The sequence below is a fragment of the Roseovarius sp. genome, assembly GCF_040219995.1.
Taxonomy (GTDB): Bacteria; Pseudomonadota; Alphaproteobacteria; order Rhodobacterales; family Rhodobacteraceae; genus Roseovarius.
The window spans coordinates 71,617-97,245 of sequence record NZ_JAVJUC010000041.1 but is presented as its reverse complement, the minus strand read 5'-3'; the positions used below and the strand labels follow the sequence as shown (position 1 = coordinate 97,245).

General features: G+C 65.0%; 30 protein-coding genes, 1 tRNA gene and 1 riboswitch. Of the genes, 22 read left to right on the top strand and 9 right to left on the bottom strand.

The window, feature by feature from the left end; all coding sequences use genetic code 11:
• Window positions 1-7: 7 nt before the first annotated feature.
• A complete protein-coding gene (locus RID11_RS17000) occupies window positions 8-205 on the bottom strand; it encodes a hypothetical protein (protein ID WP_350141251.1) in 198 nt (65 codons plus the stop codon).
• 111 nt (window positions 206-316) lie between these two features.
• Between RID11_RS17000 and pepN the strand changes: the two genes are divergently transcribed.
• Entirely contained in the window at window positions 317-2,875 is a 2,559-nt protein-coding gene (gene pepN, locus RID11_RS16995; RefSeq protein WP_350141250.1) for an aminopeptidase N, read from the top strand.
• 9 nt (window positions 2,876-2,884) lie between these two features.
• Here pepN and RID11_RS16990 read toward each other — a convergent pair whose 3' ends face one another.
• On the bottom strand, window positions 2,885-4,120 hold the full coding sequence (locus RID11_RS16990) for an acyl-CoA dehydrogenase family protein (RefSeq protein ID WP_350141248.1): 1,236 nt from the start codon (window positions 4,118-4,120) through the stop codon (window positions 2,885-2,887).
• A gap of 369 nt (window positions 4,121-4,489) precedes the next feature.
• On the opposite strand from RID11_RS16990, the gene rlmJ reads away from it, so the two are divergent.
• The gene (rlmJ, locus tag RID11_RS16985; protein ID WP_350141246.1) at window positions 4,490-5,269 is read left to right on the top strand and encodes a 23S rRNA (adenine(2030)-N(6))-methyltransferase RlmJ; all 780 of its coding nucleotides are present in this window, start codon (window positions 4,490-4,492) and stop codon (window positions 5,267-5,269) included.
• A gap of 766 nt (window positions 5,270-6,035) precedes the next feature.
• The gene (ctaD, locus tag RID11_RS16980) at window positions 6,036-7,709 is read left to right on the top strand and encodes a cytochrome c oxidase subunit I (protein WP_350141244.1); all 1,674 of its coding nucleotides are present in this window, start codon (window positions 6,036-6,038) and stop codon (window positions 7,707-7,709) included.
• Between the two features lie 94 nt (window positions 7,710-7,803).
• On the opposite strand, the gene RID11_RS16975 is transcribed toward ctaD, so the two are convergent.
• A complete protein-coding gene (locus RID11_RS16975) occupies window positions 7,804-8,175 on the bottom strand; it encodes a cupin domain-containing protein (RefSeq protein ID WP_350141242.1) in 372 nt (123 codons plus the stop codon).
• 220 nt (window positions 8,176-8,395) lie between these two features.
• A riboswitch (cobalamin riboswitch) is annotated at window positions 8,396-8,605 on the top strand.
• 137 nt (window positions 8,606-8,742) lie between these two features.
• On the opposite strand from RID11_RS16975, the gene RID11_RS16970 reads away from it, so the two are divergent.
• From RID11_RS16970 to RID11_RS16930, 9 genes are read left to right on the top strand one after another with little or no spacing between them, the layout of a single operon-like run.
• Window positions 8,743-10,563 carry a TonB-dependent receptor plug domain-containing protein gene (locus RID11_RS16970; protein WP_350141240.1) on the top strand — a complete coding sequence of 607 codons (1,821 nt, stop codon included), beginning with the start codon at window positions 8,743-8,745 and terminating at the stop codon, window positions 10,561-10,563.
• 16 nt (window positions 10,564-10,579) lie between these two features.
• Window positions 10,580-11,398 carry an ABC transporter substrate-binding protein gene (locus RID11_RS16965; protein ID WP_350141238.1) on the top strand — a complete coding sequence of 273 codons (819 nt, stop codon included), beginning with the start codon at window positions 10,580-10,582 and terminating at the stop codon, window positions 11,396-11,398.
• The gene (locus tag RID11_RS16960; RefSeq protein ID WP_350141236.1) at window positions 11,395-12,378 is read left to right on the top strand and encodes a FecCD family ABC transporter permease; all 984 of its coding nucleotides are present in this window, start codon (window positions 11,395-11,397) and stop codon (window positions 12,376-12,378) included. Before RID11_RS16965 ends, RID11_RS16960 begins: the two co-directional genes overlap by 4 nt.
• Window positions 12,375-13,133 (top strand): ABC transporter ATP-binding protein, encoded by a 759-nt coding sequence (locus RID11_RS16955; protein ID WP_350141234.1) that lies wholly within the window; start codon window positions 12,375-12,377, stop codon window positions 13,131-13,133. Before RID11_RS16960 ends, RID11_RS16955 begins: the two co-directional genes overlap by 4 nt.
• On the top strand, window positions 13,130-13,786 hold the full coding sequence (locus RID11_RS16950) for an adenosylcobinamide amidohydrolase (RefSeq protein ID WP_350141232.1): 657 nt from the start codon (window positions 13,130-13,132) through the stop codon (window positions 13,784-13,786). Before RID11_RS16955 ends, RID11_RS16950 begins: the two co-directional genes overlap by 4 nt.
• Window positions 13,779-14,417 carry a MotA/TolQ/ExbB proton channel family protein gene (locus tag RID11_RS16945; protein ID WP_350141230.1) on the top strand — a complete coding sequence of 213 codons (639 nt, stop codon included), beginning with the start codon at window positions 13,779-13,781 and terminating at the stop codon, window positions 14,415-14,417. The genes RID11_RS16950 and RID11_RS16945 overlap by 8 nt, the downstream gene beginning before the upstream one ends.
• Window positions 14,417-14,794 (top strand): ExbD/TolR family protein, encoded by a 378-nt coding sequence (locus RID11_RS16940; RefSeq protein ID WP_350141229.1) that lies wholly within the window; start codon window positions 14,417-14,419, stop codon window positions 14,792-14,794. Before RID11_RS16945 ends, RID11_RS16940 begins: the two co-directional genes overlap by 1 nt.
• Before the next feature lie 4 nt (window positions 14,795-14,798).
• Window positions 14,799-15,182, top strand: coding sequence for an ExbD/TolR family protein (locus tag RID11_RS16935; RefSeq protein WP_350141227.1), 384 nt, complete (start codon window positions 14,799-14,801; stop codon window positions 15,180-15,182).
• Complete coding sequence (locus RID11_RS16930) at window positions 15,179-16,138, top strand: energy transducer TonB family protein (protein ID WP_350141226.1); 960 nt, start codon at window positions 15,179-15,181, stop codon at window positions 16,136-16,138. Before RID11_RS16935 ends, RID11_RS16930 begins: the two co-directional genes overlap by 4 nt.
• Before the next feature lie 30 nt (window positions 16,139-16,168).
• Here RID11_RS16930 and RID11_RS16925 read toward each other — a convergent pair whose 3' ends face one another.
• The 4 genes from RID11_RS16925 to RID11_RS16910 all read right to left on the bottom strand — a co-directional run bounded on the left by RID11_RS16925 (window position 16,169) and on the right by RID11_RS16910 (window position 18,178).
• On the bottom strand, window positions 16,169-16,678 hold the full coding sequence (locus tag RID11_RS16925) for a periplasmic heavy metal sensor (protein WP_350141224.1): 510 nt from the start codon (window positions 16,676-16,678) through the stop codon (window positions 16,169-16,171).
• A complete protein-coding gene (locus RID11_RS16920) occupies window positions 16,678-17,025 on the bottom strand; it encodes a hypothetical protein (protein ID WP_350141222.1) in 348 nt (115 codons plus the stop codon). The genes RID11_RS16925 and RID11_RS16920 overlap by 1 nt, the downstream gene beginning before the upstream one ends.
• Window positions 17,009-17,602, bottom strand: a complete 594-nt coding sequence (locus RID11_RS16915) for an RNA polymerase sigma factor (RefSeq protein WP_350141220.1) — start codon at window positions 17,600-17,602, stop codon at window positions 17,009-17,011. Before RID11_RS16915 ends, RID11_RS16920 begins: the two co-directional genes overlap by 17 nt.
• An 81-nt stretch (window positions 17,603-17,683) precedes the next feature.
• Complete coding sequence (locus RID11_RS16910) at window positions 17,684-18,178, bottom strand: EF-hand domain-containing protein (RefSeq protein ID WP_350141218.1); 495 nt, start codon at window positions 18,176-18,178, stop codon at window positions 17,684-17,686.
• 230 nt (window positions 18,179-18,408) lie between these two features.
• Between RID11_RS16910 and RID11_RS16905 the strand changes: the two genes are divergently transcribed.
• From RID11_RS16905 to RID11_RS16870, 8 genes are all read left to right on the top strand, one after another.
• Window positions 18,409-18,798, top strand: coding sequence for a DUF983 domain-containing protein (locus tag RID11_RS16905; RefSeq protein WP_350141216.1), 390 nt, complete (start codon window positions 18,409-18,411; stop codon window positions 18,796-18,798).
• A gap of 23 nt (window positions 18,799-18,821) precedes the next feature.
• Window positions 18,822-19,514 (top strand): NUDIX hydrolase, encoded by a 693-nt coding sequence (locus RID11_RS16900; protein WP_350141214.1) that lies wholly within the window; start codon window positions 18,822-18,824, stop codon window positions 19,512-19,514.
• A 289-nt stretch (window positions 19,515-19,803) separates the two neighbouring features.
• The gene (gene rpsD, locus RID11_RS16895) at window positions 19,804-20,424 is read left to right on the top strand and encodes a 30S ribosomal protein S4 (protein ID WP_050661680.1); all 621 of its coding nucleotides are present in this window, start codon (window positions 19,804-19,806) and stop codon (window positions 20,422-20,424) included.
• A gap of 116 nt (window positions 20,425-20,540) precedes the next feature.
• Window positions 20,541-21,626 carry a histidinol-phosphate transaminase gene (gene hisC / locus RID11_RS16890; RefSeq protein WP_350141212.1) on the top strand — a complete coding sequence of 362 codons (1,086 nt, stop codon included), beginning with the start codon at window positions 20,541-20,543 and terminating at the stop codon, window positions 21,624-21,626.
• Window positions 21,623-22,540 carry a prephenate/arogenate dehydrogenase family protein gene (locus tag RID11_RS16885; RefSeq protein ID WP_350141211.1) on the top strand — a complete coding sequence of 306 codons (918 nt, stop codon included), beginning with the start codon at window positions 21,623-21,625 and terminating at the stop codon, window positions 22,538-22,540. Before hisC ends, RID11_RS16885 begins: the two co-directional genes overlap by 4 nt.
• On the top strand, window positions 22,537-23,145 hold the full coding sequence (locus tag RID11_RS16880) for an extensin-like domain-containing protein (RefSeq protein ID WP_350141209.1): 609 nt from the start codon (window positions 22,537-22,539) through the stop codon (window positions 23,143-23,145). Before RID11_RS16885 ends, RID11_RS16880 begins: the two co-directional genes overlap by 4 nt.
• Window positions 23,146-23,248: 103 nt before the next feature.
• On the top strand, window positions 23,249-23,587 hold the full coding sequence (locus RID11_RS16875) for a hypothetical protein (protein ID WP_350141207.1): 339 nt from the start codon (window positions 23,249-23,251) through the stop codon (window positions 23,585-23,587).
• Window positions 23,588-23,928: 341 nt separating this feature from the next.
• A complete protein-coding gene (locus tag RID11_RS16870) occupies window positions 23,929-24,372 on the top strand; it encodes an MmcB family DNA repair protein (RefSeq protein ID WP_350141205.1) in 444 nt (147 codons plus the stop codon).
• Here RID11_RS16870 and RID11_RS16865 read toward each other — a convergent pair.
• The gene (locus RID11_RS16865; protein ID WP_350141203.1) at window positions 24,367-24,555 is read right to left on the bottom strand and encodes a DUF6324 family protein; all 189 of its coding nucleotides are present in this window, start codon (window positions 24,553-24,555) and stop codon (window positions 24,367-24,369) included. The two genes, RID11_RS16870 and RID11_RS16865, sit on opposite strands and share 6 nt — an antisense overlap.
• 78 nt (window positions 24,556-24,633) lie before the next feature.
• Between RID11_RS16865 and RID11_RS16860 the strand changes: the two genes are divergently transcribed.
• A complete protein-coding gene (locus RID11_RS16860; protein WP_350141201.1) occupies window positions 24,634-25,119 on the top strand; it encodes a GNAT family N-acetyltransferase in 486 nt (161 codons plus the stop codon).
• Window positions 25,120-25,160: 41 nt separating this feature from the next.
• Window positions 25,161-25,237: transfer RNA gene (locus RID11_RS16855), tRNA-His, on the top strand.
• A 31-nt stretch (window positions 25,238-25,268) separates the two neighbouring features.
• Here RID11_RS16855 and RID11_RS16850 read toward each other — a convergent pair.
• On the bottom strand, window positions 25,269-25,619 hold the full coding sequence (locus RID11_RS16850) for a hypothetical protein (RefSeq protein ID WP_350141199.1): 351 nt from the start codon (window positions 25,617-25,619) through the stop codon (window positions 25,269-25,271).
• Window positions 25,620-25,629 lie beyond the last annotated feature (10 nt).

Sequence of the window (25,629 nt, the reverse complement as noted above, 5' to 3'; positions counted from 1 at the left end):
ACCTCGATCATTCGACGACCACTTCCTCACCGGTGCGTCCGTCAATCTTGACATCCGGGTCGACCGGCGTCTGCCCCTGCGAGGCGACCCAGCCAATCAACCCCAAGAGCAACACCAGAGCAAAGAGCATCGCTCCTCGAATCCCGATCAGCGCGGGTTTGTGCTGTTTCTTCTGCTTTTCGACATTCGTGTCGGGTGCCGACATGGTGTCTCCTTTCATATACGTCTATCCGCGCGCATCTTGCATTGAAGCCGCGCGCGCATCGCCCTAACGTCCGCCGAAACCCTTTTGATCCAGCTGACGGAGACGCCCGCGATGAAAGACGCCTCACCCCAGACTATCTATCTCGCCGATTACACTCCGCCAGCCTTTCTGGTCGAAAAGGTACATCTGACCTTCCGCCTCTCACCGGAAAAAACCCGCGTTCTCAGCAAGATAGAGTTTCGCCCCAACCCCGCATCGTCAAGCCGCACATTCTTCCTGCATGGCGAAAACCTCCGCCTCATAAGTGCGAAAATCGACGGTGCGGCAATCACGCCCGAGGTCACCCCCGAAGGCCTGACCGCGAATGCGCCCGACGCGCCGTTCACCTTCGAGGCCGAGGTGGAGATCGACCCGGCCAACAATACAGCGCTTGAGGGCCTGTATATGTCGAACGGCATGTATTGCACCCAATGCGAGGCCGAGGGCTTTCGCAAGATCACCTATTACCCCGACCGCCCCGACGTGATGAGCGTCTTCACCGTCCGGGTCGAGGGCGACATGCCGGTGATGCTATCCAACGGCAACCCGGTGGCAGAGGGCGATGGCTGGGCCGAGTGGCACGATCCCTGGCCGAAACCGGCCTATCTCTTCGCCCTCGTGGCGGGCGATCTGATCGCCCATTCAGACCGCTTCACCACGCGCTCGGGCCGAAACGTCGATCTCAACATCTGGGTGCGCCCCGGCGACGAGGGCAAATGCGCCTTCGGCATGGAGGCGCTCAAGAAATCCATGACATGGGACGAGAAGGTCTACGAGCGGGAATACGATCTTGACCTGTTCAACATCGTCGCGGTCGATGATTTCAACATGGGCGCGATGGAGAACAAGGGGCTCAACATCTTCAATTCCTCCTGCGTTCTGGCCAGCCCCGAAACCAGCACCGACGCCAATTTCGAGCGCATCGAGGCGATCATCGCGCATGAATATTTCCACAACTGGACCGGCAACCGGATCACCTGCCGCGACTGGTTTCAGCTTTGCCTCAAGGAAGGCCTGACGGTCTATCGCGACTCAGAGTTCACCGCCGACATGCGCTCCGCCCCGGTGAAGCGCATCGGCGACGTGATCGCGCTCCGCGCCCGCCAATTCCGCGAGGATAACGGCCCGCTCGCCCACCCGGTGCGCCCCGAAAGCTTTGTCGAGATCAACAATTTCTACACCGCGACGGTGTATGAGAAGGGGGCCGAGTTGATCGGTATGCTCAAGCGGCTGGTGGGGGATGCGGCCTATGCCAAGGCGCTCGATCTCTACTTTGAACGCCATGACGGGCAGGCCTGCACAATCGAAGACTGGCTTCAGGTGTTCGAGGACGCGATCGGCCGCGATCTGGCGCAGTTCAAACGCTGGTATACGCAGGCCGGAACACCGCGCCTGCGGGTCAGCGAGGACTACGAGGGCGGCACCTACACCCTGCATTTCGAGCAACACACCCCGCCCACGCCGGGGCAGGAGGTGAAAGACCCCCGCGTGATCCCGATTGCCGTGGGGCTTCTGGGGCCCAACGGCGATGAGGTCAGAGAAACGCAACTGCTGAAGATGACCGAGGCGCGGCAGAGTTTCAGCTTCGACGGGCTGGCCGCCAAACCCGTCCCCTCCATCCTGCGCGATTTCTCCGCCCCGGTGATCGTCGAGCGTGAAACCACCAATGCCGAGCGCGCCTTCCTGCTCGCCCATGACACAGACCCGTTCAACAAATGGGAGGCTGGGCGCGCCCTCGCCCGCGACGGGCTTCTGGCGATGATCCGCAACGGCGCGGCCCCCGACGCCGCCTATCTCGACGCCGTCCACACCATGGCCCGCGACGAGACGCTCGACCCGGCCTTTCGCGCCCTCGCCCTCGGCTTGCCAAGCGAGGACGATCTCGCACAATCGCTGCATGACGCGGGCCACACCCCCGACCCGCAGGCCATCTGGGACGCGCTCGAGGCGCTGCGCGATGCCCGCGCGATCACGATGGAAGAGACCGCGCGCAGCCTCTACGACCAGCATCAGGTCCGCGCGCCCTACCGCCCAGACCCCGACCAGACCGGCGCACGAGCGCTCGCCAATGCGGCGCTTGCCATCCTCACCCGGCGCGATGGCGGCGCACAGGCGCAGGCGCAATATGACACCGCCGACAACATGACCCAGCAACTCGCCGGGCTCTCCTGCCTGCTCCAGGCGGGCAAGGGCAAGGGCAAGGCGGCGGTAGACGCCTTCTATCAGCAATGGCAGCACGACCGGCTGGTGATCGACAAATGGTTCAGCCTGCAAATCCTTCAGGCCGCACCGCAGGACACCGCCGACACCGCCGCGCGCCTGACCGAGCACCCGGATTTCACCATCCGCAACCCCAACCGCTTCCGCGCCACATTGGGCGCGCTCGCCATGTCACCGGCAGGCTTTCACCACGCCTCGGGCAAGGGCTATGCGCTCTTGGCGGATTGGCTGATCGCGCTCGACCCGCTCAACCCGCAGACCACGGCGCGGATGTGCACGGCGTTCGAGACTTGGCGGCGCTACGATACGGGCCGGCAGGCGCTGATCACCGCGGAACTCGACCGCATCCTCGCCACGCCGAACCTGAGCCGAGACACCACGGAAATGGTCAGCCGCATACGGGGGGTCTGAGCCAAACGCTCAGACCTTTTCCTGCGTGTGCTTGCGCAACTCGGCCCGGGCCACCTGTCGGCGATGCACGGCGTCGGGGCCATCGGCCAGCCGCAGCGTGCGCACATGAGTCCACATCGCGGCGAGCGGTACATCCTGCGAAATGCCCTGCGCGCCGAACATCTGAACCGCCTCGTCGATCACCTTGAGCGCCACGCGCGGGGCCACCACCTTGATCTGGCTGATCCAGGGGGCGGCGGCGCGGGCGTCGCCCTGATCCATCATCCACGCCGCCTTGAGACACAAGAGCCGCGCCTGCTCGATCTCCATCCGGCATTCGGCGATGATGTCGTAATTCGCCCCCAATTGCGCCAGCGGCTTGCCGAACGCCTCACGCGCGAGGCTGCGCTTGGACATCATCTCGAGCGCGGCCTCGGCCTGCCCGATGGCGCGCATGCAGTGATGAATGCGCCCGGGCCCGAGCCGTCCCTGCGCGATCTCGAACCCGCGCCCCTCGCCCAACAGCATGTTCTCGGCGGGCACACGCACATCCGTGAACCGGAAATGCATATGCCCGTGCGGCGCGTCATCGTGGCCGTACACCTCCATCGGGCGCAGCTTTTCGATGCCGGGCGTGTCCGCGGGCACCACGATCATCGAATGACGCTGGTGCTTGGGCAGGTCGCCGCCGCCCGTCCGCACCATCACGATATAGACCCGGCAACGCGGATCGCCCGCGCCGGTGGCCCACCATTTCTGGCCGTTCAGCACGTAGTGATCGCCGTCGCGCGCGCAGGACATGGCGATGTTTGTGGCATCCGAACTGGCAACCTCCGGCTCGGTCATCAGATAGGCGCTGCGGATCTCCCCCTCCAGCAGCGGGGCGAGCCATTCGGCCTTCATCGCCTCCGTGCCGTAGCGCTCAAAAACCTCCATGTTGCCGGTATCGGGGGCGTTGCAGTTGAACACCTCCGCCCCCATCGGCGTGCGCCCCATCGTTTCGGCGAAATAGGCATATTCGACGGTTGTCAGGCCAAAGCCACGCGCGCTGTCGGTCAGCCAAAAATTCCACAGCCCCTCCGCCTTGGCGCGCGCTTTCAGTCCTTCAAGGATCTCGGCTTGCCGTGGCGTGTATGTCCAACGGTCGCCCTTGCCGACTTCGGCGTGATACTCGGCTTCCAACGGCATTATCTCGTCGCGCACCATTGCCGCCACACGATCCAGCAAGTCCCGCATCTGCGGCCGCATGCCAAGGTTCATTTCCATGCCTCTCTCCTCTTTTTCTTACGTTCCGCAAGCCTGCGCTTGGCACTTTCAACCCCTGCGTGAAAGAGCGGCGCCTCAGCGCAACCTGAGATCCAGCACCCGGCCAAATGCCAAGACCTTACCCGCACAGACCCCAATTTCCGCCACATTGCACACGCCATATAAGCCTTGTGGGGGGCACGCTGCACGCATCCCATGCAGCGCGACCCGCACATTCAGTGACGTACCATATTCAAGAGTGATCTGTTTCCAGTACGGTATGCAACAGCAAATCAGGTGGCCGCCTCCGCGCGGTCACCTGGTCCTGTTTGCGACACGCGGCCGCTCATCCCATCTTCCCCCGCCCGGAACCGACTGCTATTGGGCCACATGCTGAGCTATCAACATCATTACCACGCGGGCAATGCGGCGGATGTCCACAAGCACGCGCTTCTGGCGTGGATGCTCGATTACCTCATGCACAAGGACAAGCCACTCAGCTATATCGAGACCCATGCCGGGCGCGGCCTTTATGATCTGGGCGACGCGGCGGCCACCAAGACCGGCGAGGCGGCGCAGGGCATCAACCGGCTCGAGGCGGCCTTCGCCCCCGACCACCCCTACCGCCTGCGCCTTGATGCCACGCGCGCGGCACACGGGGCCACCGCCTATCCCGGTTCGCCACTCATCGCGGCGCTTAGCCTGCGCGCGGATGACTGCCTGCACCTCGCCGAATTGCACCCGGGCGAACATGCCTTGCTCGCCTCGCATCTGACCCCCTATCGCCCGCGACTGCGTCAGGAGGACGGGTTCGCCATGGCGCACACCCTCTGCCCGCCCACCCCGCGGCGGGGGCTGCTGCTGGCCGATCCAAGCTATGAGATAAAGACGGAATATGACAGCATTCCCCGCCACTTCGCCCAGATCGCCCGGAAGTGGAACGTGGGTATTTTGATGCTCTGGTATCCGATCCTGACCAGTGGCACCCACACTGCGATGCTCACCCATCTCGGCGCGACCTTCCCCGACGCCCTGCGCCACGAGGTCCGCTTTCCACCGGTCCGCGAAGGACACCGTATGACAGGCTCTGGAATGTTCGTCGTGAACCCGCTCTACGGTCTGCGCGAGGAGGCGGCACGGCTCTCACGTATCTTCGCAGCTAAAGGGTAAGAACGGTCTATTGCTCGAGTCCGCCTCGGCTTCAACCTGACAGTGGTTGGCGGCTTTACTCGGGATATTTTCTGGAAGCGGTCGCGCGCCCCAGCACTTTGTTCCCGGCGCGTGCAGTCGCTGTCCACACATAAGTGTGTGATCCACCCGGTGGACATGGGCTTTTGTATTTGAACACTCCGAACGGCATCTGCGCATCCTGCCCAATCTTAACCTTGGCCCCGCCATGATTGTAATTCGGCGCGTCACGATCCTTGAGCCGGAAGTCAACAGACGTTGTGCCCGCTGGCAAATCTCTCAGGACGAAGGCGGGGCTTCCGACCGTGTTGGGTCGGCCTGAGTTGCAGGCCGGAATATCTCCCCACTCAAAATCAATGGCGAACTCGGCAGAGGCGGCTTGCGCGCTCAGAAAAAGCGCAGCGATGGTAGCTATAGACAAGATTGAACGCATAACATGATCTCTCGAAAACCGTTACCAGAAATAGGGTATCATCAAAGGTCGGACAAGAAGTATTTCTTGTTGCTTCTTGCGACGCATACCTTCGGATGCTCAATGATCAAATGTTGCCGGTGTCCCTCGCTCAAAATGGTCAAGCCCACCGAATGACCGCCGCCAACCGCGAGGGGGTGCGACAAAATTCTTTGATCTGCATCAAATTCGCGCATTGCCGCGCCGTGCGGGACATTCTAAAACCTTGGGGGATCACGGGCATGTGAGCCGAAGGGATTCCACGCGCCCGTCACAATCATCAGCAGGAGGCATCAAATGGCAGACGCAGCCATTCACGGCCACGAACACGAAGATCAGCGCGGGTTCTTTACCCGGTGGTTCATGTCCACGAACCACAAGGATATCGGTATCCTCTACCTGATCACCTCGGCGATCGTCGGTCTCATCTCGGTCATGTTCACCGTCTACATGCGGATGGAACTTATGGAACCGGGCGTTCAGTACATGTGCATGGAAGGCGCGCGATTCATCGCCTCCGACGTGGCGGAATGCACGCCCAACGGTCACCTGTGGAACGTGATGATCACCTATCACGGCGTCCTGATGATGTTCTTTGTGGTCATTCCTGCGCTCTTCGGCGGGTTCGGCAACTATTTCATGCCGTTGCAGATCGGCGCGCCGGACATGGCGTTTCCGCGGATGAACAACCTGTCGTTCTGGCTGTTCGTCGCAGGCACGGCACTTGGCGTCGCCTCGCTGCTCGCTCCGGGCGGCAACGGACAACTTGGCTCGGGCGTGGGCTGGGTGCTCTACCCGCCGCTTTCGACCAACGAGGCGGGCATGTCGATGGACCTTGCGATCTTCGCGGTTCACGTGTCGGGTGCGTCCTCGATCCTTGGCGCGATCAACATGATTACCACCTTCCTCAACATGCGCGCGCCGGGCATGACACTGTTCAAGGTGCCGCTCTTTGCATGGTCGATATTCGTCACGGCATGGCTGATCCTGCTGGCCTTGCCGGTGCTTGCAGGCGCGATCACCATGCTGCTCACCGACCGCAACTTCGGGACGACCTTCTTCGACCCGGCGGGTGGCGGCGACCCGATCCTCTACCAGCACATTCTGTGGTTCTTCGGCCACCCGGAAGTGTACATCATCATCCTGCCCGGGTTTGGCATCATCTCCCACGTGATCGCGACCTTCTCGCGCAAGCCGATCTTCGGCTACCTGCCGATGGTCTGGGCACTGATCGCGATCGGGGTTCTGGGCTTTGTCGTCTGGGCGCACCACATGTACACGGTCGGCATGTCGCTGACCCAGCAGAGCTACTTCATGCTGGCGACGATGGTGATCGCGGTGCCGACGGGTGTGAAGGTGTTCAGCTGGATCGCGACCATGTGGGGCGGCTCGATCGAGTTCAAGACACCGATGCTCTGGGCGTTCGGCTTCTTGTTCCTGTTCACCGTTGGCGGCGTCACCGGCATCGTGCTCAGCCAGGCATCGGTGGACCGGGCCTATCACGACACCTACTACGTCGTGGCCCACTTCCACTATGTGATGAGCCTTGGCGCGGTCTTCGCCATCTTCGCGGGGATCTATTTCTGCTTCCCCAAGATGACCGGCCGCATGATCCCCGAATGGGCGGGCAAGCTGCACTTCTGGGCGATGTTCATCGGCGCGAACCTGACCTTCTTCCCGCAGCACTTCCTGGGGCGTCAGGGCATGCCGCGCCGCTATATCGACTACCCCGAGGCCTTCGCGGTCTGGAACTGGTGGTCGTCGATCGGGGCCTTCATCTCCTTCGCGTCGTTCATCTTCTTCTTCGGCATCGTGATTTACACACTGATGCGCGGGGCGAAGTCGACCCAGGCCAACCCCTGGAACGAATACGCCGACACGCTGGAATGGACCCTGCCCTCGCCGCCGCCGGAGCACACGTTCGAACAACTCCCCAAGCGTGAGGACTGGGACAAGCAGCCCGCCCACTGATGGACACGACACGGACAAGAAACAGGCCCCGGATCATTCCGGGGCCTGTTTCATTTCAAGCCGGTATTTTCGATGAGTCATCCGTGATATCGGATCAGTATCCGCCAGGCTTCCACCCCATGAAGGCCTTTGTGACCGTCTGGGATACCTCCCACGTCACACGCATCCCATCCTTCACAAAAGCACAGTCACCGGGGCCGAGGCGCAGCACCTCGCCGCTTGCGTGATCCGTGATACGACAGTGCCCCTCGAGGATCACCATCATCTCGTCGCCCTGTTCGGTGCATGTGAACGCGCCTTGCGTACAGCGCCAGATACCGGAGCGTGTGTCATGCCCCGGCCCGCCCGCATCCAGCCGCCCGTGGCAAACAGGGCGCCCGGCCACGATCACGTAATCGCTCTCCGGCGCGTCAAAGGGCCAAAGCTCCAGCACGCCGACATCCTCTCCCGGTGTGTATCTCAGCATTCGTGTCTCCGCGTTCGTGATGCCGCGTCCTGCATTTTCATCATGCAGGTCCCCAATAGATGCTCGAAGCGTGCACCTCACTCAACATATATGCGTGTCGCAGGATCATGACCACGTATCAGAAGCGACACCGGGTTCCGGCGCAACATGTTTGAATATGTGGATCGGGTGTCGATCGCGTCCGAATATATTTATCCTTGCACGAATCCCGCATCACGATTATCCGAAGATTTACTTCGGTCCGGGAATGCAGATTTCCGGTGAAAAGGGAATACGGTGCGATCCTCGCCTTGGATCAATTCCGTAACTGCCCCCGCAACTGTAAGCGGCGAGCGATACCGGCATATGCCACTGTCACCCCATGTGACGGGAAGGCCCGGTAAAGCAGCGACCCGCGAGTCAGGAGACCTGCCGAGGTGATCACCCTATCCGGGCGCGGGGCGCGCCGTGGATAACGGTCTATTCCGTAGTGGTGGCGCTTTCACCGTCTGCGGAGGGGCCATGTCCTTTCCAATGACTTCGCACCTTGGAACACCGATGCCGGAGACCGGTATTGAAGGACACTAAATGACATATCTGCGAACCACCGCCTATGGCGCGCTCTGCGCGCTCTGCACCGCCCCCGCCCTCGCGCAGGACGCGTTTGAACTCGACACCATCACCGTCACCGCCAACCAGACCGACACCACACTCGAACGCAGCGGCTCCACCGTCGAGGTGCTACCCGCCGATGAGGTGCGCGACGCCCCAACTGCACGGCTTGGGGATTTCCTGACCTTTCAGCCGGGCATCTCGTCCTCAAGCAATGGCCCGCTCGGCACCACCTCGACGCTGCGCATTCGTGGCCTCGGCGGTGCCTATGTGCCGGTGCTGATCGACGGCATCGACGTGACTGATCCCGCAAGCAGCGGCGGCGGCTTCGATTTTGGCGGGCTGACAAATGCCGGACTTGGCCGCATCGAGGTGCTCAAGGGTTCGCAATCCGCGCGCTTCGGGCAGAACGCCGTCGCCGGCGTCGTCAATATCGAGAGCCTGCGCCCCACCGAGGACGGCGTACACGGATTTGCCGAGGTCGAGGCGGGCAGCTTTGACACCCGTCGCGGCGTGCTTGGCCTGACCGCGCGCACCGACCGCACCGATCTGGCCTTTTCCATCAGCCGCACCGAGAGTGACGGTTTTTCCGCCTCCGCCGCCGGGACAGAGGATGACGGCTTCGACTCGACCCAGGCCAATCTCTATCTGCGCCACCAGGTCACGGATATCTTCGCCGCAGGTCTCAGCGCTCTCTATATCGACAGCCGCGCGGAGTTTGACGAGTTCGGCGGCGACGGGGCCGCGCCGTTCGATGAATTCAACGAGCGCGAGGTCACAGGCGTGCGCTTCTTCACCGAACTCGAAACCGGGCCGGTCAGTCATGAACTGGCCTACTCAACCTTCGAGACCGACCGCGTCAGCTTCTCCAACGGCACCCCCACACCGTTCAAAGGCGAACGCGACCGCATCGAATATCGCGGCAGCTATGATACGGGCGGGATCTGGGCGCTCAGTTTCGGCGGCGATTACACCGAGGAGGAGGACCTCAACCAGAAGATCGACATCGCAGGGCTGCAAGCCGAACTTCTGCTGGCACCCACCGATGCGCTCGATCTCGCCCTCTCGGTGCGGCATGACGACCACTCTGAATTCTCGGCCGAGTTGTCCTCGCGTGCCGCCCTCGCATGGCGCATCCACGACGACCTGATCCTGCGCGCCTCGGCATCCGACGGCTTCCGCGCACCGACGCTGTCGCAACTCGATCCGTTCTTTGGCAATCCGGCCTTTCAGCCGGAAACCTCGATCAGCTACGATCTTGGGCTGGAAAAGCGCCTTGACGGAGAGGACTTCATCCGCGTGACCCTGTTTTCCACCGAGATCGACAATCAGATCTTCTTTGACGGGGCCTCGACCCGTTGCGGCAGCGGTTTCGGCTGTTTCGAGACAGCGGATTTCGAAGGTGAAGGCGTCGAACTGTCGGGTCGCGTCACGATCAACCAATTCCTGACGCTCAACGCCGCCTACACCTTCACCGACGCCAAGCAGAACGGCGTCGATGCCGCGCGCGTACCGCGTCACGATGTGGCTCTGGGGCTCGAGGCGCAGATCACACCGCGCCTTGATGGCCAGGTGACCATCCAGCGACTGTCGGGCATCACGCCCTCAACCTTTGCACCCGCCAACAACCTCGTTGGGGCGCACACGCTGGTCCATGTGAACGGCACCTATCAGGTAACCGACAGCGTCGATGCCTTCCTGCGTGTCGAGAACCTCTTTGACGAGGACTACGAGACCGCAGGCGGGTTCAATACCTCGGGCCGCGCCGCCTATGTGGGGCTGCGTGCGTCTTTCTAGGCTCATATCGCTTGGCATGGCCCTCGCCTTTGCGGGGGCCGTGACCGCAGCCGGGGCCGACCCGGCCCCGCGCCGGGTCGTGTCGATCAACCTGTGCACCGATCAGCTGGCGATGATGCTGGCGGCACCGGGGCAGTTGATCTCGGTTTCCGATCTGGCCGCCGATCCGCACAGTTCCGCCATGGCCGACGCCGCGCGCGGCTATCCGGTCAATCAGGGCCGCGCCGAAGAGGTTTACCTGCTGGCCCCCGATCTGGTGGTCGCCGGGGCCTATACCGATCCCGCCACCATCGGCATGCTGCGCCGGGTGGGTCTTCGGGTCGAGCAGTTCGACACCGCCAAGTCGCTCGAAGACACCCGCGCGCGCATCGCACAGATGGCCCGCGTTCTGGGGCGCGAGGACGAGGGCGCGGCCCTCATCGCCCGCTTCGACGCAAGCCTTGCCGCGCTGGAGGCCGAGGCTGGCCCCCGCCCGCGCGCCGCGCTCTACCATCCCAACGGCTACACGCTTGGCGGCGGCACGCTGGCCGACGACATCCTGCGCGCCGCAGGCTTTCGCAATCTTGCGACAGAGCTTGGCCATCGCGGCGGCGGCACGCTGCCGCTGGAACAGCTTGTCATGGCCGCGCCCGACCTGTTGATCAGCGCCGCCCCCCTGCCCGGTGCCTCGCGCTCCGAGGCGGTGCTGGGGCATCCCGCGCTCGATGCGCTGCGCAAGGGGCGCGCCGGGCTGCGGATCACCTCGCCCGACTGGATCTGCGGCACGCCACATGTGCTGAACGCCGTCGAGCGCCTGACCGACGCGCGCCGCGCAATGCCGGAGGGCGGGCAATGAGCCGCCTTGCCCTCGCCCTCTCGGCCCTCGTGGCGGTGCTCTTCGCGGCCTCGCTTACGACCGGGCCGTCGGATACCTCCGCCCTGTCGGACCTCTCCGCGCTGATCCTCGGCGGTGACGGCCCCCTGCCGCTGGTGATGCGCGAAATCCGCCTGCCGCGTGCCCTGTTGGGCCTGATGATCGGGGCAAGCCTCGGCCTTGCGGGTGCCGCGATGCAAGGCTACCTGCGCAACCCGCTGGCAGAGCCGGGGCTCATTGGCGTGTCGGGCTCTGCCGCCCTCGGCGCGGTGATCGCCATCCATACCGGGCTTGCCGCCGCCTTTACCCTCGGCCTGCCGCTCGCGGCGCTTGCGGGCGCGGGCACCGGCGTGTTGCTGGTGCTGATGCTGGCCGGGCCGCGCGGCGCATCGATCACGCTCATTCTCGCGGGTATCGCCATTTCGGCGCTTGCCGCCGCGCTCACCTCGCTGGTGCTCAACCTCTCGCCCAACCCCTATGCCGCCTCCGAGATCGTGTTCTGGATGATGGGCTCGCTCGCCGACCGCTCGATGACGCATGTCTGGCTGGCACTGCCGCTCATGGTGGTGGGCTGGGTCGGGCTCGCGACCCTCGGGCGCGGACTCGACGCGCTGACCTTGGGCGAGGACGCGGCAGAGGCCATGGGCATCCGTCTCACCCGCCTGCGCCTGACGCTGGTGATCGGCACCGCCTGCGTGGTCGGCGCGGCGACCGCCGTGGCCGGGGCCATCGGCTTTGTCGGCCTCGTGGTGCCGCACCTCTTGCGCCCGCTGGTGGGCGCGCGGCCCTCGCGGCTGCTCTGGGCCTCGGCGCTTGGCGGGGCCGCCATGGTGCTCGCCGCCGATCTCGCCGTGCGGCTGGTCCTGCCCGAGCGCGACCTGAAACTGGGGGTGCTCACAGCCCTCGTCGGCGCGCCGCTCTTCCTGCACCTGATCTACAAGACACGGGCGGAGATGGCATGACCCTGCTCAGCATCGATACCCTCTCGGTGCGGCTGCGCGCGCGTCCGGTCCTGAGCGATGTCAGCTTCAGCGTCGGACCACGGGAATGCGTCGGCCTCATTGGCCCCAACGGCGCGGGCAAGACGACGCTCTTGCGTGCGATCCTCGGGCTTGTCCCGCATAGCGGCCATAGCAGCCTTGCCGCCCTCACGCCCCGCGACCGTGGCCGCGCCGCTGCCTGGATGCCGCAGGCGCGCGATATCGCCTGGCCGGTGAGCGTCGAGACGCTGGTCGCTTTGGGCCGCACCCCGCACCTGTCGGGGCTACAGGGCATCAGCGCGGCCGACCGCGCCCATGTCGACGCGGCCCTCGCCACCATGGGGCTCGACGCCCTGCGCCACCGCACCGCCACGCGCCTGTCGGGCGGCGAACAGGCGATGGTGCTGATCGCGCGGGCGCTGGCACAGGACACCCCGCTCCTGATGGCCGATGAGCCGATCGCGGGGCTTGATCCGGCCAACCAGATTTCCACGATGGAGGTCTTTGCCGGGCTGGCAGAGGCAGGCCGCGCCGTCATCGTCTCGATCCACGATCTGGGGCTGGCCGCGCGCCATTGCACCCGGCTCATTCTGCTGGGCGAGGGCGGCATTGCCGCCGATGGCCCCCCCGATGCCGTTTTGACACCCGACAACCTCGCGCGCATCTTCCATGTCTCGGCGCATTACGCGCACACGGCGCAAGGCCCCGTCTTTCAACCGCTCGAGGTGACCCGATGAGCCGCCTGCACCTGGATCGCCCGTGGCTGTCGCTCGATCTGGGCCGCGACATGCCGGTGCTCAGCTGGGCCGTGAACCGCCCCGGTCAGGTGCTCGCCCGGCGCATCCTGTGGCGCGAGGTGCGCAATGCCGACCTTCCCGAAGATCTCGATGTCGAGGATTGGCTCGACCGTGATCTCGCCGCTCGGCAGGCCTGCGATGCGGTCTGTTTCCTCACCTCATGCGATATCGGCAGCTATTGCGAGGCGCGCGCCACGGCGGGTGCCGTCACCGCCCGCGCCGTGGCCACCGTCGGCCTGTCGAACGCCGAGCGCGTGGGCAGCCGCCTGCCCCCCTCGGCGCATGGCTGGGGCACGATCAACATCGCGGTGGTGCTGGAGACCGGCCTGACCGACGCCGCGCGGCTGGAGGCGATGAGCATCGCCACGCAGGCCCGCACCGTCGCCATTGCCGAGACCGGGCTGCGCCTTGCCACCGGCATCGCCACCGGCACCGGCACCGATTGCATCGCCATCGCCGCACCTGAAGGCCCGCCGCGCTACGCAGGCCTGCATACCGAGGCAGGCGAGGCCGTGGGCCGCGCGGTGCTTGACGCGGTGCGCCAAGGTGCGCAGGCATGGACCCGACCGGCAAAGGAGGTGGAGCATGGATAGCACCGCGCTCATCGGATTTCTGGATCGCGGCGGCCCGGCGCTCTGGGTGATCGCGGCGCTCTCGGTGCTGACGCTCGCACTCATCCTGTGGAAGATCTGGCGGCTGCTGCTGACCGGCGCGTGGTCCGGGGCGGTGACCGACCGCGCGGTGGCCCTCTGGCAGCATGGCCAAGGTGCCGAGGCCACAGCCCTCCTGCGCCCGCGCCGCAGCTTGCGCGCGCGCCTGGCCCTCGCAGCGATGGAGGCGGCAACGGCCCCCCACTGGGGCGAGCGCGAGGCGCGCGAGGACACCACCCGCATCGCCAAATCCCTGCTGAACGAGGCACGCTCCGGGCTGCGCGCGCTCGAACTCATCGCCACCATCGCGCCGCTCGTGGGCCTCCTGGGCACGGTCTTGGGCATGATCGCCGCCTTTCAGGCGTTGCAGGACAGCGGCAACAGCGCCGATCCCTCGATCCTCGCCGGTGGTATATGGGAGGCGCTGCTGACCACCGCCGCAGGCATGGCGGTGGCGATCCCCGCCTCGATGGCGCTGACCTGGTTCGAAAGCGTCGCCGACCACGTGCAGGCCGATATGGAAGACGCCGCCACCCGCATCTTCACCACCCCGCGCGAGCGAGGCCAGCCATGATGAGCTTTGGCCAGCCCCGCGCGCCCCGCCGCCCAAGCCTCACGCCGATGATCGACGTGGTGTTCCTGTTGCTGGTGTTCTTCATGCTGGCCGCACGTTTCGGCCATGACATGACGCTGCCCTTGTCCACCGGAGGCAGCGGCAACGCCACCTATGACGGCCCGCCCCGCCTGATCGGGATCGCGGCGGAGGGGCTCACGCTCAATGGAACCCCCGTGACGCTCGACGCCCTGCCCACAGCCCTCGCCCCGCTGATGGATGACACGGGCGATGCCGTGGTGCTGCGCCCCGCGCCCGGGGCCGACCTGCAATCGCTGATCGCGGTCACGGATGCGCTGCGCGCCGCCGGGCTCACGCGACTGATCGTGGTGGAGTAGGCCCATGGAGTTCGCCACCCCCAGACGCCGCCGCCCCTCCGAGGCCATCGTGCCGATGATCAACGTGGTCTTTCTGCTGCTGATCTTCTTTCTGATGAGCGCGCAGATCACCCCGCCCGCCCCCTTCGACGTGACCCTGCCCGAAAGTGCCAGCGACACCGCGGCCCGGTCCGCCGACACGCTCTATATGGATGCGCAGGGGCGGCTCGCCTTCAACGCCGCGCGGGGCGCGGCGGTCTATGACGCGATTGCCGCCCGCGCCGTGCCTGACACCCCTTTGCAAATCCGCGCCGACGCGCGGCTCGAGGCGCAGGCGCTTGCGCGGCTGCTGCCGGAACTCGCGGCACGCGGCATCCTTGAGATCGAACTCCTGACGGGGGCGCCATGATCCGCGGTCTGGAATTCACCGGCTTCCTCGCCCTTGCCGTCGCCGTGCATGCCGGGGTCTGGACCGCCGCCCCCGATGGTAACAGCGGTGCAGGCGGCGCACAGGGGGCCGAGAGCATGACGCTGGAGGCATCAAGCCCGCAGATGGCCGCGCTGGTCGAGGCCTGGCGGCAGCCGGTTGAACTGACGCGAGAAGCAGCACAACCCAAATCCCCTCCGCGCCCGGACGCAACCCCGGTCGGACTGCGCCCCGAGACCGCGCCACGTAGCGGTCCGGCCCCGACCGCACCGCAAATGGCCGCGCCCACACCCGACCTCCCAGATGTCGAGGCCGCCCCCCTTCCTACGCCAGAACTGACCGACCGCGCGCCCCAGCCAACGGCACCCAACCCGCAGGCGGATCACGCCCAGCCCGACGCCATGTCGGAACAGGCCCCCGCCCGCCCCGCGATGACCGCACGGCTCAGCAACCCCACGCAAACCGACGCGTTGCCGCAGGCCGATACCGCCCCTGCCCTACCCCGCAAACGGCCCACGGCACGCCCCGAGCGACCCACCCCCAAGCCCGCGCGATCCAGCCCCGCCCGTTCCAAGGAAGTGGCACGCGGCGATGGCGGAAAAAAAGCCGGCGGCGCGGCCAGAGCCGCTCCTGCAACGACGCTCGATCCGACCACCCGAAGCAGCCTCATGGCCGAATGGGGCGGCACCATCCGAAGCCGGATCGAAAGACAGAAGCGCTATCCGCGCGGCACCCGGTCAAGCGGCACGGTGCACCTGACGCTCACGGTGTCGGACACCGGACGACTGATGGCGGTGCGCGTGCGGCAATCTTCGGGTGATCGGGCGCTCGACACGGCAGCAGTCCAGGCGGTGCAAGGCGCACGCCTGCCCGCCAAGCCCGCCCCCCTGCCGGGCGATAGCCACAGCTTCAACCTGCCGGTGGCATTCCGTCGCTAGTGCGCCGCCGCATGGGTTGAGGTCATCCGGTCAATCGCGGTCTTTTCCCGATCTCCGAGCACGATAATCCTTGATCCGCGCCTCCAGACGGTCCGCATAGGCGGCGCGGTCTGCATCGCTCATCGCGGCCAGATGCGCGATCAGCACCTCTTGCCCCATCTCAAACCGGGCGGCAAATCCTTCGCGTTGCTCGCGCATGCGCTCGGCCACGCGGTCGGGATCGAAAGGCACTGCGCGCAGATCACCCACCAGCGCGTCGAAACTTGCCCCGAGGTCAGCCCGGTCGGCCCGCGTCTCGCGCCAGACCTCGCGCATGCGTCGCCCGATCTCGCGGCGGTCCTCGTCACTCAGCGCCCGGGTCAGCGGCCCGCCCGCCATATCAAGTCGTGAGGGATGGTGCCCGTGATGCCCGCCATGGCGCAGTGCCCATCCGGCGACGACCCCGACGACCGCAAGGTTCACAGCCAGCGAAACCACCAGCAGCACGCGCATCCATCGCCCGGTGCCGGACTTGTCCTGTCGCTCTTTCAGTTCTGCCATCAGAACTCCCCCCCGGCCAGATCAAAGGCCATTTCCGGCGTAATATCCACGAGGTAGGCCGCCTCGGCGGTGCCAATCAGCCCCTCGGGCAAGGCGGTGCCGATCCAGATACCGGTCAGCGCCGCCGTGGCCAGCCCCGCCATGGCAGGCCAGCCGCCAAGCAGACGATAGAGACGCACCACCAACCCTTCCGACGTAGAAGGCAAGCGGGCGGGCTGTTGCGTTGCCTCGGCATCTGCGAGAACCCGCGCCAGAAGGTCCGGCGAGGGTGTGGGCGCATGCCCACGCGCGGCCTCGAAAAAGCCACCGAGCCCGTCGCCTGTACGCTGCTTATCGCTCATCGACATATCCCAACTCCTCTTGCCGCCCGGCGAGGGCCGCGCTCAGCGCGCGTTTGCCCCGCGAGGTCAGACTTTCCACGGCCTCGATCGTGATTTCCATGATCTCGGCGATCTCGGGGTTCGCCAGCCCCTCGATATGGCGCAGCACCACCGCCTGACGCTGCCGTTCGGGCAGATCGTTCAGGGCGGCCTGCAACGCCTCGGCGCGGGCGCGCTCCTGCAAGGTCTCATCGGCGCTCGCGCGCCCGTCCGCAGGCTCGGGGATGGCATCGAGCGCGACCGACCCGCCCCGCGTCCGGCGTTGCCGGTCGATGCACAGATTGGCCACCACACGGTAGAGCCAGGTGGTCACCTTCGCCTCGCCTTGCCGCCAGTCGCGGGCCTGTTTCCACAGTCGTAGCATCGCCTCCTGCGCCACATCCTCGGCCTCAGCCCGGTTGCCCAACAGGCGATAGGCATGCGCCATCACACGCGGCGTCAGCCGCCGGGTCAGCGCGCGCGCCGCCGCGCTGTCGCCATTGGCGAAAAGCACGAGCAGCGCCTCATCGGGCACGTCGTCATTGGCGTCGAACGGCATCGTCATGGCCCTCAAGCGTATCCTTCAGCCCGGTCCCTGACCAGTGCGGCGGGCACGGCACGTGGCCCTGCCCGCCATCCCGGATGCTTACTCTGAGGCCTTGCCGCCCTGCTTCATGCCGTGATGCTTGCCCCGCATCTCACGCATCTTGGCAAATTCCTCGGCGCTGATCGCACCATCGCCATCGGCATCGACACGCTTGAACATCTTGCCCTGACGATCGGCGCGCATCTCGTCCATGCTCAGCTTGCCATCGCCGTTCTCATCATGCCGCTCGATCATGTGATCGGCGTATTTGGCCATCCGCTCGGCCCGGCGCTCCATCATCCGCGCAACCAACTCGTCACGCGAAAGAGCGCCGTCGCCGTCGCTGTCGGCCCCATCAAAACGCGCCTGCATGTGACCGGCCATTTCCTCCGGCGTGATCTTTCCATCGCCATCGGCGTCAAGATCCTCGAAGCTGTGCTTCATCTGCATGCCGCCGTGAGACTTTCCGCCCTTGTGGCTGCTTGCCTCGACGGCGCTCAGCCCACCAAGCGCCATCGTGGTGGCCAGACCTGCGATCAGAACCATATTTCTCATCGTGAATTCTCCTGTTCTCTTGTGACATGTTCAACCTCGTGAAACGCACCTGCATCCCGGCCGTTTCTGCAAGCTGATACGCGCGCAGCCCGGGCTTCCGTCGCGAGTGTTTGATTTTTTTGCATCGCTTTTCAGATGATTTGCGACATGGCGCCGCAAGGACAGGCTGTCACCTTTCATCCGGCCCACAACTTCTCCATGTTTGCGCCAACGCAACGAAAGGCCGCCCCATGCGCGACACCACCGCCGAACAGACCGACCGCCAACTTTGGCCCGCCCTGCGCAAAGGGTTTTCCCGCAAATGCCCCAATTGCGGCAGCGGCCCGATCCTTAAGAGCTACCTCAAGCTGCGCGACACCTGCCCCGTGTGCCGCGAAGATCTGAGCCATGCGCGCGCCGATGACGGCCCCGCCTATCTGACGATCCTGATCGTAGGGCACTTGATGGCACCGCTGCTGCATATCGCCTTCGTTCAGTTCCGGCCGGAACCACTGGTGCTGTTCACCATTTTCGCTATTGGCACGATCACGCTCTCGCTCTACCTTCTGCCCCGTCTGAAAGGGGCCATCGTGGCCTTTCAATGGGCGCGGCTGATGCACGGATTCAGCGACAGCCGCTAGGCCCTGCGCGCGAAAGGGCGGCGATGAGCGACATTGACAAGACCGCTATCCGCGATGCGGCGACGGTCATCGTTTTGCGCGATGAAGAGCGCCCGCATGTGCTTATGGGGCAGCGCGGCGCGCAGGCGGCCTTCATGCCCAACAAGTTCGTCTTTCCCGGCGGTGCCGTGGATGCGGGCGATGCCGATATCCCGCTTGTTCGGCCCTTGCCCACCCTCTGCACCGAGCGCCTGCGCGAGGATTGTGCGCGCGACTTGTCTCATGCTCTCGCCGCCGCAGCGGTGCGAGAGTTGTGGGAGGAAACCGGGCTTGCGCTCGGTCAGCCCGGGGACTGGCCGGGCGAGGTGCCGCCCGACTGGCAGGGCTTTGCCGCGCGCGGTCTGGTGCCGCGTGCCGACCCGCTTCAATTCGTGTTCCGAGCGATCACGCCACCGGGCCGCCCGCGCCGGTTTGACGCGCGGTTTTTCCTTGTGCACGCCGAAGCGCTGGCTGGTGACCCTGATGATTTCTCCGCCGCCTGCGAGGAGTTGAGCCACCTGCAATGGGTGCCGCTTGCCGACGCGCGCCGATTCGACCTGCCCTTCATCACCGAGGTGGTGCTGGCCGAAGTCACAGCCCGCGCACATGACCGCACCCCGCCTGTCTCGGTGCCATTTTTTCGCAATGACGATGAAGAAAGCCTGTTTCTGAGATTGAACGGGATGGGGGCTAGCTGAGGGCCATGGTGAATTTGGCCTGAAGCTGCCGTTGCCGCATCCCGCGCGAAACGCACCGAAGGTGCCGCGCGATCGCCGGACCGTCCCGCGGCACCTTCTGGCGGGGTGCTATGTCAGCTCCAAGCCAACCATGCCACCCCTCCTCACACGATCCAACACCCCTGTTGACACCCGCACGCACCCCTGTATAAGCGCGGCTTCATTGGTGTTGGTGGCCCCCGCAAGGGGATGCCTGTCGGGAGCAATCCAGAGGACAACGCCCTTCGACACATAAAGAAGGAGATCAGCCGTGACCAAACGCACGTCTGCCAAGTACAAGATCGACCGCCGCATGGGCGAAAACATCTGGGGCCGTCCGAAATCCCCGGTGAACCGCCGCGAATACGGCCCCGGCCAGCATGGCCAGCGCCGCAAGGCCAAGATTTCCGATTTCGGCCTGCAGTTGCGCGCCAAGCAGAAGCTCAAGGGCTATTACGGCGATCTGACCGAAAAGCAGTTCCGCCGCATCTTCGCCGAGGCCGAGCGTGTCCGCGGTGACACCGGCGAGCTTCTGATCGGCCTGCTCGAGCGTCGCCTTGACGCCGTGGTCTACCGCGCCAAGTTCGTCCCCACGATGTTCGCCGCGCGTCAGTTCGTGAACCACGGCCATGTCACGGTGAACGGCAAGCGCGTCAACATCCCCTCCTACCGCGTGAAAGAGGGTGACGTGATCGAGGTCCGCGACAAGTCCAAGCAGATTGCTGCCGTGCTCGAGGCCGTGCAACTCGCCGAGCGCGACGTGCCCGATTACATCGACGCCGATCATTCCAAGATGAAGGCCACTTTCGTGCGCCAGCCCGGCCTTTCGGACGTGCCCTATCCGGTGATGATGGAACCGAACCTCGTGATCGAATTCTACGCCCAGAACTAAACGTTCTGACCAGATGCGAAGAGGCCGCGACGGGGAACCGCCGCGGCCTTTTTCTTTTGATGCTGGTCAAGGCGGGATGTCAAAGCTAGAACCACCTGCGAGACACGAGGGATGACATGACCAAGATCACGCCACAGCCGGGCATCATGGATATTGCGCTCTACAAGAGTGGCGAGGCCGTGATCGCGGGCAAAACCGAGATTTTGAAACTCTCGGCCAATGAGAGCCCTTTTGGCCCGTCGGACAAGGCCAAGACGGCCTTTGCCCGCTCTGTCGCGACGCTGCACCGCTATCCTGGCACCGACCATGCCGACTTGCGCGCGGCGATTGCCGAGGTGCATGGGCTCGACCCCGAGCGGGTGATCTGTGGCGTGGGCTCGGATGAGGTGTTGCAATTCGTTGCGCAGGCCTATGCCGGGCCGGGCGACGAGGTGATCCATACCGAGCATGGCTTTGCCATGTATCCGATCCTCGCCCATGCGGTGGGGGCGACGCCGGTCCGTGTGGCCGAGCGGGAACGCGTGGTCGATGTGGACGCCATTTTGGCGGCTTGCACTGCGCGGACGCGCATCGTCTTTATCGCCAATCCCGGCAATCCCACGGGCACCATGCTGCCCGAAACGGAATTGGCTCGGTTGGCCGATGGTCTGCCCGAGGGGGCCATTCTGGTGCTGGACGGTGCCTATACCGAGTTTGCCGCAGGCTATGACGGCGGTGTGGCGCTGGTCGAGGCGCGCGACAACGTCATCATGACGCGCACCTTTTCCAAGGCCTATGGACTGGGCGGGCTGCGGATCGGCTGGGGCTATGCGCAAACCGCGATGATCGAGGTGCTGAACCGTATTCGCCAGCCCTTCAACCTTTCGCCCACTCAACTCGCTACCGCCGAGGCGGCGGTGCGGGATCGAGAGTGGCTGACACGCGTGGTCACTGACACGATGCGCAATCGCGCATGGCTGACCGAGGCGCTGCGCGAGAGCGGCGTGGCGGTGGACGAGAGCCATGCCAATTTCGTGCTGGCACGGTTCGCGTCAGAGGACGAGGCGGCGGCCTGTGATGCCGCGTTGCGCGCCGATGGGATCATCGTGCGCCGGGTGGGCGGCTATGGGTTTCCCCAAGGGTTGCGGATCACGGTGGGCGAGGAATCCGCCTGCCGCCGCGTGGCGCATGCCGTGGGGCAGTTCAAAGGCGGCGCCCGATGAGCGTGATCTATGACCGCGTGGCCCTGATCGGGCTGGGGCTCATTGCCTCGTCGATGTGGCATGCGATCCAGCGCGCCGGTGTCGCGCGCGAGGTGACGGGATATGCCCGCAGCCCCGAGACCCGTGCCATAGCGCGTGAGATCGGCCTGTGCGACAGGGTCTGCGACAGCGCCGCCGAGGCCGCGACAGGGGCCGATCTGGTGGTGCTCTGCGTGCCGGTCGGTGCCATGGGCGACGTCGCGGCCGAAATCGGCCCGGTGCTGAAGCCTGGGGCCACCGTCAGCGATGTGGGCTCGGTAAAGAAGGCGGTAATCGAGGCGGTCGCGCCGCATCTGCCCGAGGGCGTGCATTTCGTGCCCGCTCATCCGTTGGCCGGGACCGAGCATTCCGGGCCGCGCTCGGGCTTTGCCGAGCTTTTTGACAACCGCTGGTGCCTGATCGTGCCGCAGGCGGGCAGCGATCGTGCCGCCGTCGAGCGGCTGGAGACGTTCTGGCAGGCGCTTGGCAGCCATACCGACGAGATGGATGCCGATCATCACGATCTGGTGCTCGCCGTGACAAGCCATGCGCCGCATCTCATCGCCTACACGATGGTCGGCGTGGCCGACGATCTGCGCCGCATCACCGATAGCGAGGTGATCAAGTATTCCGCCGCCGGATTTCGCGATTTCACCCGCATCGCGGCCTCGGACCCAACCATGTGGCGCGACGTGTTCCTCAACAACAAGGAGGCGACCTTGGAGGTTCTGGGGCGCTTTACTGAAGAGCTTTTCGCGCTGCAACGCGCCATCCGAACCGGCGACGGCGATCATCTGCACGCCTATTTCACCCGCACCCGCGCGATACGGCGCGGTATCATCGAGGCTGGGCAGGACACCGACGCGCCGGATTTTGGTCGGGTGAAGAAAGCATGAGGCGCGCCGCGATCCTCGCCGCACTGGGCCTCAGCCTGTTGGCGACCGGCTGCGGGCGCGGCGATGACGCGGTGGCACGCGGTGGCGGGCTGTGTGGCGATCCGGGTCTGGTGGGCACGGTCTCGGGCCACGTGCCCGGCCGGATCACCGGCTGCGGCATAGAGCGCGCGGTGCGGCTCGAATCGGTGCATGGTGTCCGCCTCAGCCAACCCGCGACGCTGACATGCCCGACGGCGCGCACACTCGGGCAATGGGTGGACCGCAGTGCAAAGCCCGAAGTGGGGCGCATGGGCGGCGGACTCAGCGGGTTGCGGGTGGTCGCGCATTACGCCTGTCGCACCCGGAACAGCCAGGCCGGTGCGCTGATTTCCGAGCATGGCAAGGGCAAGGCGATCGACATCGCCGCCCTGCAACTGCGCGACGGATCTGAAATTTCGGTGCTCGACGATTGGGGACGAGCGTCAAAGGGGCGCGTGCTGCGCCGGGTGCACCGTCAGGCCTGCGGGCCATTCGGGACTGTGCTGGGTCCCGAGTCGGACCGGTTCCACCGTGATCACTTCCATTTCGACACCGCCAAGCACCGGGGCGGCCCGTATTGCCGCTGACCTACGGCGGCGGGATGTCGCGGACGGCATCACAACTTTGACCGGACGCTTGTAATTCTTTCTTAAGGCATTACGCTCACACTCAACGCAACGGAGGTTCGCAATGCCCAAGCTTATCCGCCTATACATTACCCAAGTTGCAATCGGCTTTGGTATCGCCGCGGCATTCGTGGGGATGCTGCTGTGGTTCAATATCGGCAATCTCTGGCATCTGGTGACGCATTCCGACAAAGGGCTTCTGGCCGTGGTAATCCTGTGGTTCGCCAACGGCATCGTTTTTGCCGGGGTGCAATTCGCCATCGCCGTGATGCGGCTCAAGGATGACGATGACGACGGGCCGCCTGGCGGCCATCGGCAGCATGTGATGCACCGCGAATACGCGACCATCCCGGCGCGCGCCGATGAGGGGGATGCCCGCGCCTTCTGGCAGAACAAGCGGTAGACCGCGCGCCCGAACAGCCATCCGGCAAAGGCCCCTGCGGGGGCCTTTTTCATGCGTCACGTTCGGGGCGTGAGTTACATATCGCAAAACACAGGCGGAGAAGGTGTGACGGGCCCGCACGCAGCCGTTTGGTTCTCTCATTCCCGAGGACCTGTGTGTACAGGTGGGCGCCGGGTAACCGGACCAAGGCCCGGACAGAGCCAGCTCCCTCGGAATTGCTTAAGGCCACCGGAATGCAACCGTTCACGAGAAGGGCAGCACCCGTCACGCATCTGAAGTAATGCTTTGTCGGGGCCGCGACAAGGGGTTGCGTGCGTTCGTGTTTTGTTCAAGATGTGGACATGGACCCGCTAAGCCCCCGCCCTCTGCAACCCGGCCAGATTCTGGCGCGGGGTGTCTGTCGCCACCTGCTAAGCTATGACTTTGTTCCGGTTGAGGAATTCTCACCAGAGCGCGGCAAGCGGGTGGATATCATGGCGCTTGGCCCCAAGGGCGAGATCTGGGTGATCGAGTGCAAGTCGAGCCGCGCCGATTTTCAGACGGATGCGAAATGGCAGGGCTATCTGGAGTGGTGCGATCGGTATTTCTGGGCGGTGGACGCGGAGTTTCCGACCGACTTGCTGCCGTCCGGGAGCGGCCTCATCATCGCCGATGGCTACGGTGCCGAGATCCTCCGCATGGGCGAGGAGGACAAACTGCCCGCCGCGCGCCGCGCTGCCGTTATCCGCAAATTCGCTCGCGATGCCGCGCGTCGCCTGCACTGGTTGCGCGACCCGCAGTCATGACTTACGCCCCGCCGCGGCCCGGGCGGCGGCCTGGATTTCCTGGGCGATCTCCTCGGCCTCTTCGGGGGTGAAATCCATGGGAATTTCAAGGCCCTGCGCCTCGACATAGAGGCGCACCATGCCCTGATCGGTCGGCCCGATCTGGAGATTGGCGGTGATGTCGGTTTCCGAGTTGATGCCCATTCCGGCCTCCTTGATCTGGGCGGTCTGCTACGCGTTTCCCTCTTGCTTGGCAAGCCTCATGGCGCTTTGCTGTGTGGTATGGAGACGCCCGTGATCCGCCCGTTCCACCCGGAGGACGCCGCCTGGCTGGTGGAGCGTCACGGCACGCTTTATGCCCGCGACGAGGGGTTCGACAATACATTCGCACCGCTGGTGGAGAGCATCCTCGACGGCTTTGTGACAGGTCACGATCCCACCTGCGAGGCGGGTTGGATCGCCGTGGCCGAGGGCGCACGGCTCGGCTCGATTTTCTGCGTGCGGCTCGATCAGCATACCGCCAAGCTGCGGCTCTTTCTTCTGGAGCCCGAGGCGCGCGGTCATGGGCTGGGCCAGCGTCTGCTGGAGACCTGCATGACATATGCCCGCAACCGTGGCTATTGCGGCATGCAACTCTGGACCCATGAAAGCCACCGCGCCGCCTGCGCGCTGTATGCGCGCAACGGCTGGCATCTTGTCTCGTCCCGCCCGGTGCACTCCTTTGGCCGCGATCTGGTCGAACAAAGCTGGGAAATCGCCTTTCATTAGGCTTGCATTCGGACGGAGGTAAAGTTAAATCGCCCCCCAGTGCCGCCTTAGCTCAGTTGGTTAGAGCGCTGGATTGTGGATCCAGAGGTCCCCTGTTCAAGCCAGGGAGGCGGTACCATCCTCCCGCAATGTGGATCGCGCTTCACATGCTACTGCGTGACAGTCGGTTCTTGGGGTGAGGTCGCTGGTTCGGCGCGACCTTCGAACAGGTTAGCGACCGTGATCGCAACAAGCACGAGAACCACTAGTCCGATCGCCAGAAGCCCCGGCACACGCGCCAGCCAGCGCTGCCAGCGGTGGTGCAGTCGCTGTCCCATGGCCCAGATGAAGACCCCCACAACCCCGGCCCCCAACTGGTATTGCACGAAAGCCGTCAATCGATTCATCCCGCGGGTGAAGCCGAAATCGGTCGGGGCCGTGAAATAGGGCACGAGAACCGATGTCGCATAGAGCGCGGCCCAGATACCGGAGAGCAGGACAAGCCAATGCGTGCGGGTCATGAACGTCATC

Bases quoted from the DNA above. Each gene is read 5' to 3' on its own strand.
- RID11_RS17000 (WP_350141251.1), bottom strand. From the start codon at position 205: ATGTCGGCACCCGACACGAATGTCGAAAAGCAGAAGAAACAGCACAAA.
- pepN (WP_350141250.1), top strand. From the start codon at position 317: ATGAAAGACGCCTCACCCCAGACTATCTATCTCGCCGATTACACTCCG.
- RID11_RS16990 (WP_350141248.1), bottom strand. From the start codon at position 4,120: ATGGAAATGAACCTTGGCATGCGGCCGCAGATGCGGGACTTGCTGGAT.
- rlmJ (WP_350141246.1), top strand. From the start codon at position 4,490: ATGCTGAGCTATCAACATCATTACCACGCGGGCAATGCGGCGGATGTC.
- ctaD (WP_350141244.1), top strand. From the start codon at position 6,036: ATGGCAGACGCAGCCATTCACGGCCACGAACACGAAGATCAGCGCGGG.
- RID11_RS16975 (WP_350141242.1), bottom strand. From the start codon at position 8,175: ATGCTGAGATACACACCGGGAGAGGATGTCGGCGTGCTGGAGCTTTGG.
- RID11_RS16970 (WP_350141240.1), top strand. From the start codon at position 8,743: ATGACATATCTGCGAACCACCGCCTATGGCGCGCTCTGCGCGCTCTGC.
- RID11_RS16965 (WP_350141238.1), top strand. From the start codon at position 10,580: ATGGCCCTCGCCTTTGCGGGGGCCGTGACCGCAGCCGGGGCCGACCCG.
- RID11_RS16960 (WP_350141236.1), top strand. From the start codon at position 11,395: ATGAGCCGCCTTGCCCTCGCCCTCTCGGCCCTCGTGGCGGTGCTCTTC.
- RID11_RS16955 (WP_350141234.1), top strand. From the start codon at position 12,375: ATGACCCTGCTCAGCATCGATACCCTCTCGGTGCGGCTGCGCGCGCGT.
- RID11_RS16950 (WP_350141232.1), top strand. From the start codon at position 13,130: ATGAGCCGCCTGCACCTGGATCGCCCGTGGCTGTCGCTCGATCTGGGC.
- RID11_RS16945 (WP_350141230.1), top strand. From the start codon at position 13,779: ATGGATAGCACCGCGCTCATCGGATTTCTGGATCGCGGCGGCCCGGCG.
- RID11_RS16940 (WP_350141229.1), top strand. From the start codon at position 14,417: ATGAGCTTTGGCCAGCCCCGCGCGCCCCGCCGCCCAAGCCTCACGCCG.
- RID11_RS16935 (WP_350141227.1), top strand. From the start codon at position 14,799: ATGGAGTTCGCCACCCCCAGACGCCGCCGCCCCTCCGAGGCCATCGTG.
- RID11_RS16930 (WP_350141226.1), top strand. From the start codon at position 15,179: ATGATCCGCGGTCTGGAATTCACCGGCTTCCTCGCCCTTGCCGTCGCC.
- RID11_RS16925 (WP_350141224.1), bottom strand. From the start codon at position 16,678: ATGGCAGAACTGAAAGAGCGACAGGACAAGTCCGGCACCGGGCGATGG.
- RID11_RS16920 (WP_350141222.1), bottom strand. From the start codon at position 17,025: ATGTCGATGAGCGATAAGCAGCGTACAGGCGACGGGCTCGGTGGCTTT.
- RID11_RS16915 (WP_350141220.1), bottom strand. From the start codon at position 17,602: ATGACGATGCCGTTCGACGCCAATGACGACGTGCCCGATGAGGCGCTG.
- RID11_RS16910 (WP_350141218.1), bottom strand. From the start codon at position 18,178: ATGAGAAATATGGTTCTGATCGCAGGTCTGGCCACCACGATGGCGCTT.
- RID11_RS16905 (WP_350141216.1), top strand. From the start codon at position 18,409: ATGCGCGACACCACCGCCGAACAGACCGACCGCCAACTTTGGCCCGCC.
- RID11_RS16900 (WP_350141214.1), top strand. From the start codon at position 18,822: ATGAGCGACATTGACAAGACCGCTATCCGCGATGCGGCGACGGTCATC.
- hisC (WP_350141212.1), top strand. From the start codon at position 20,541: ATGACCAAGATCACGCCACAGCCGGGCATCATGGATATTGCGCTCTAC.
- RID11_RS16885 (WP_350141211.1), top strand. From the start codon at position 21,623: ATGAGCGTGATCTATGACCGCGTGGCCCTGATCGGGCTGGGGCTCATT.
- RID11_RS16880 (WP_350141209.1), top strand. From the start codon at position 22,537: ATGAGGCGCGCCGCGATCCTCGCCGCACTGGGCCTCAGCCTGTTGGCG.
- RID11_RS16875 (WP_350141207.1), top strand. From the start codon at position 23,249: ATGCCCAAGCTTATCCGCCTATACATTACCCAAGTTGCAATCGGCTTT.
- RID11_RS16870 (WP_350141205.1), top strand. From the start codon at position 23,929: ATGGACCCGCTAAGCCCCCGCCCTCTGCAACCCGGCCAGATTCTGGCG.
- RID11_RS16865 (WP_350141203.1), bottom strand. From the start codon at position 24,555: ATGGGCATCAACTCGGAAACCGACATCACCGCCAATCTCCAGATCGGG.
- RID11_RS16860 (WP_350141201.1), top strand. From the start codon at position 24,634: ATGGAGACGCCCGTGATCCGCCCGTTCCACCCGGAGGACGCCGCCTGG.
- RID11_RS16850 (WP_350141199.1), bottom strand. From the start codon at position 25,619: ATGACCCGCACGCATTGGCTTGTCCTGCTCTCCGGTATCTGGGCCGCG.